This is a genomic window from Conexibacter stalactiti, assembly GCF_033542075.1.
Lineage (GTDB): Bacteria > Actinomycetota > Thermoleophilia > Solirubrobacterales > Solirubrobacteraceae > Conexibacter > Conexibacter stalactiti.
Genome location: NZ_JAWSTH010000194.1, coordinates 1 through 3,669 on the forward strand (window position 1 = coordinate 1; position 3,669 = coordinate 3,669).

Below are 3,669 nucleotides of genomic sequence, written 5' to 3' on the forward strand. Positions count from 1 at the left end.
CGTCGCCGGCCGGCGGCCGGCCCGCCGGCCGCAGCGTCGGCCGTGACGGCCTGCCCACCGCCGGCCGTGACCACGCCGCCGCCAAGACCGCCCACGAGAAGACGCAGGAGATGCGCCGCTCCAGCCCGCCGAGCGTCGACCAGACGCGCTCGGCGCTCGCGCGCCTCGACGTCGCCGCCGGCGGAACCTACGGCGGACCGGTCCGGCGCGCGATCGGCAGCGACGGCGGCGGCCAGCTCGGCGGAACCGGCGACGCGCTCGTGATCGAGCGGATGGCGCACGCCTCCGCCGGCCCTGCCCTCGGCGCCGGGACGCGCGAGGCGTTCGTGACCGTCGGCGCCGCGACGCCGGAGACGCGGCTCGCCGCGCTCGCCGATGCGGCGCCGGCGCCGCCGGCCTCCGCCGGCTCCGGCACGCCGGCACCCCCGACTGCCAGCAGCTGACGACCCACCACGACTCGAGAGGAGCACCACCACCATGAACATCGCGTACAAGCACCTCGACGCGAAGCTGAGAATCGCCGAGCTGAGCGTCGGGCAGTGGATCGCCGCCCTCACCGGGCTCGGGCTCGGGATCGTGTGGGGCGTCTACCTCAGCCCGCTGCCGCCGACGCCGACGCTCGTCTCCGCGATCTACTTCGGCACGCTGCCGGCGATCATCTCCGTGCTGAGCAACCTGACGTCGGTCAGCCCGGCGGTGCTGGCGCGCTCAGCGCTCGGCTGGCGCCGCCGCGACGGGCGTTTCACGCCCGGCCCCGGTGACGGCGTCCACGGCTACCGCGTCGTCGAGCGGCGCGCGCCCGAGCGCGACCGCGGTGAGCTCGGCCTCGCCGACGCCGCCGACCTCTCGAAGCTGTGGGAGACGGCGCGATGATCGGCCGTCAGACGGACCGGCCCGGCGCCGTCGGCGGCCTGCCCGAGGCCGGCGAGCTGCTCGCGGTCGAGGGCATCGACCGCTCGGGCCTCGTCGTCACGAGCGAGGGCGCGCTCGTGCGCATCGTGCACGTGATCCCGCCCAACCCGCTGATCCTCTCGGCCGACGAGCGCACCCACCTCGCCGCGACGTTCTGCCACGTGATCGGGCGGTTGCGCGCCGGCCAGACGCTCCAGTTCTACATCGAGGCGCGACCGATCGACCTCGGCCAGGTGCTGACCGAGTCGCGCGCGCAGGTCGCCGCGTGGGGCGGCGACGTGACGAGCGTCAACGACCCGCACGCCGACCCGCTGACGGCGTCGCGCTGGCGGCTGCACGCGGCGATGGAGGAGTCGCTGCGGCTGCACTGCGACGACCAGGCGGCGGTCGCGCTCAACGCCTACGTCGTCGTCCCCTACGTCCCCGGAAGACGCACGGCCCGCGCGATCCTCAACGCGCTGCGCCCGGGCGGCTGGAAGCTGCCGGTCGCCTCGCTGGAGCGCGAGCTGCGCGAGCATCGCCGCGCGGTGCGCGAGAGCCTCGCGGCCGCCGACGCGGTCCGCGCCGAGCTCGACGGCCTCTCGATGCCGACCCGCTTCCTCGACGGCGAGGAGGTCGCCGCGCTGCTGTGGGGCCGCTTCAACCCGACGACGGCCGACGCGCATCGCCGCCGGCCGCGCTTCTCGCACGAGCTGCTGGGCGAGCTGGACGGCGAGCGCGAGCGCGAGGAGGCGCGCGACGCGGCGGTGGCGCTGCGCGAGCGGATCGCGATGTCGAGCCTCGACTTCGGCCGCTCGCGCCACCACGTCGAGGTCGACCGCGACGCCGAGCAGACGATCTACGCGGCGACGACGGCCGACGCCACGACGATGGGCTGGCTGATGGGCGCGATGCTGACGTGGCAGCCGTTCACGCTCAGCGTCTACGTGCACGCGCTCGACCGCGGCGCCGAGCGCCAGCGCGTCAAGCGCGGCCACCGGCGCCTGTTCGCCGTCAACCGCACGGCCGAGGCGAAGGGCCGCGTGCCCGACTTCGACCGCTACGCGCAGGAGCACGAGTCCGAGGCGCTGCTGCAGGAGATGGCCGGTCACGACCGCACGGCGCTCTTCCGCGTCTCGATCTACCAGTCGATCCGCGTGCCCGGGCCCGAGCCCAAGCTGGCCGAGCTGAGCGAGGCGGTCGACTACTGCGCCGAGCAGATCGAGTCGATGTCGGACTGCCGCATCAACCGCGGCGAGTTCCAGCAGTACGAGCTGTGGCCCTCGACGCTGCCGCTCGGGCGCGACGTGGCCGGCCGCACGCGCCGCTACGCGACGCGCAACGTCGGCGACACCGTCCCGCTCGTCGGCCTCGGCTGCGGCTCGCCGTCGGGGATCCCGTTCGCGTTCAGCGACCCGGGGCGCACGCTGGAGCGCCTGGACCCGTACGACCGCACGCACGCGAACTACACGATGCTCGTCAACGGACGCAGCGGCTCGGGCAAGACGCTCGCTGCCAACGTGATCGTCGCGCGCTGCATCGCGCAGGGCGCGCGCGGCTTCGTGCTCGACCGCGCCGGCCACTACAACGTGCTCACCGAGCTGGTCGCCGGTGCGCGCCAGGTCGAGATCGGCGCCGACAACAGCCCCTACGGCATCAACCCGTGGGACGTCGACGACCCAGGCGACGTGAGCCTGGAGAAGATCGCCTTCCTCGTCTCGCTGCACGGCGTGATGATGGGCGACGAGGGGCTCACGACGATGGAGCGCTCGCAGCTGGGCGCGGCGATCCGCGCCGTCTACGCGCAGGCGGCGCTGTCCGGCGTCGCGCCGCACGAGTCGCTGCTGCGCGACGAGCTGCTGCGCCGCTCCGACGACGAGCGCGGTGATGGCGCCGGCGAGGTCGCCGCCGTCCTGCGCAATCTCGCCGAGCGGCTCGGCGAGTTCTGCGGGGAGGGCTCCTACGCCTACCTGCTCGACCGCGACACGACCGTCCCGGCCGACAGCCCGCTCGTCGTGTTCGACACGCGCCGCTGCCCGGACGTCGTGCTCAAGCCCGTCATGTTCGCGATCCTCGAGTACATCACGCGCACGATCGAGCGCCACCGCGACGGCAACGCCGACACGGCGGCCGCGGCTGACGCGCCGAAGTTCGCCGGCAAGTCGGTGCTGCTGCTCGACGAGGCGTGGCACCTGGTCGGCCGCAGAGAGACGGGCGAGTACGCCAACGACCTCGCGCGCCGCGCCCGTCACCTCGGTCTGTTCCTGATCGTCGTCTCCCAGCAGCTGTCGGACTTCGCGACCGAGCACGGGCTCGCGCTGATCCGCAACTCGACGATGCAGCTGCTGCTCAACCAGCATCCGGACGAGCTGGCGTTCGTCCAGGAGGCGCTCGGGCTGACCGACGAGGAGGCCGCGCTCGTCGGCCGGCTCAAGACCGTCAAGGGCTCGCACTCGCAGATGTTCTGGGTCAACGGCACGCGCGGGAAGGGCCGCGTCGCGCTGCGCCTCGGGCCGACCGAGTACTGGTGCTACACGTCCGACCCGCTGCGCGACGCGCCGCTGCGCGACGCCGCCGTGCAACGCAACGGCGGCGACGTCTGGCGCGCGGTCGCGGAGCTGGCGGCCGGCGGCGTCACCGACGCGGGCGTCTAGGAGGCGATCATGGCGGCACCGGTCGCAGCGGCAGCAGCGGGCAGAGCGGCGCTCGGCGGCGCGGGCGCGAGCAGAGCGGGCCTCACCGGCCTGGGCGCGGGCGGCGGCGGCGCGGGCGCGGCCG

Annotated in this window: 2 protein-coding genes and 1 pseudogene; all 3 read left to right on the forward strand. The window is 74.5% G+C overall.

What is annotated here, in order from left to right:
- Positions 1–443, forward strand: a pseudogene (locus R7226_RS31070) (hypothetical protein); the annotation flags it as partial.
- A gap of 34 nt (positions 444–477) precedes the next feature.
- Entirely contained in the window at positions 478–873 is a 396-nt protein-coding gene (locus R7226_RS31075) for a hypothetical protein (RefSeq protein ID WP_318601431.1), read from the forward strand.
- A complete protein-coding gene (locus tag R7226_RS31080; RefSeq protein ID WP_318601432.1) occupies positions 870–3,545 on the forward strand; it encodes a VirB4 family type IV secretion system protein in 2,676 nt (891 codons plus the stop codon). The genes R7226_RS31075 and R7226_RS31080 overlap by 4 nt, the downstream gene beginning before the upstream one ends.
- Positions 3,546–3,669 lie beyond the last annotated feature (124 nt).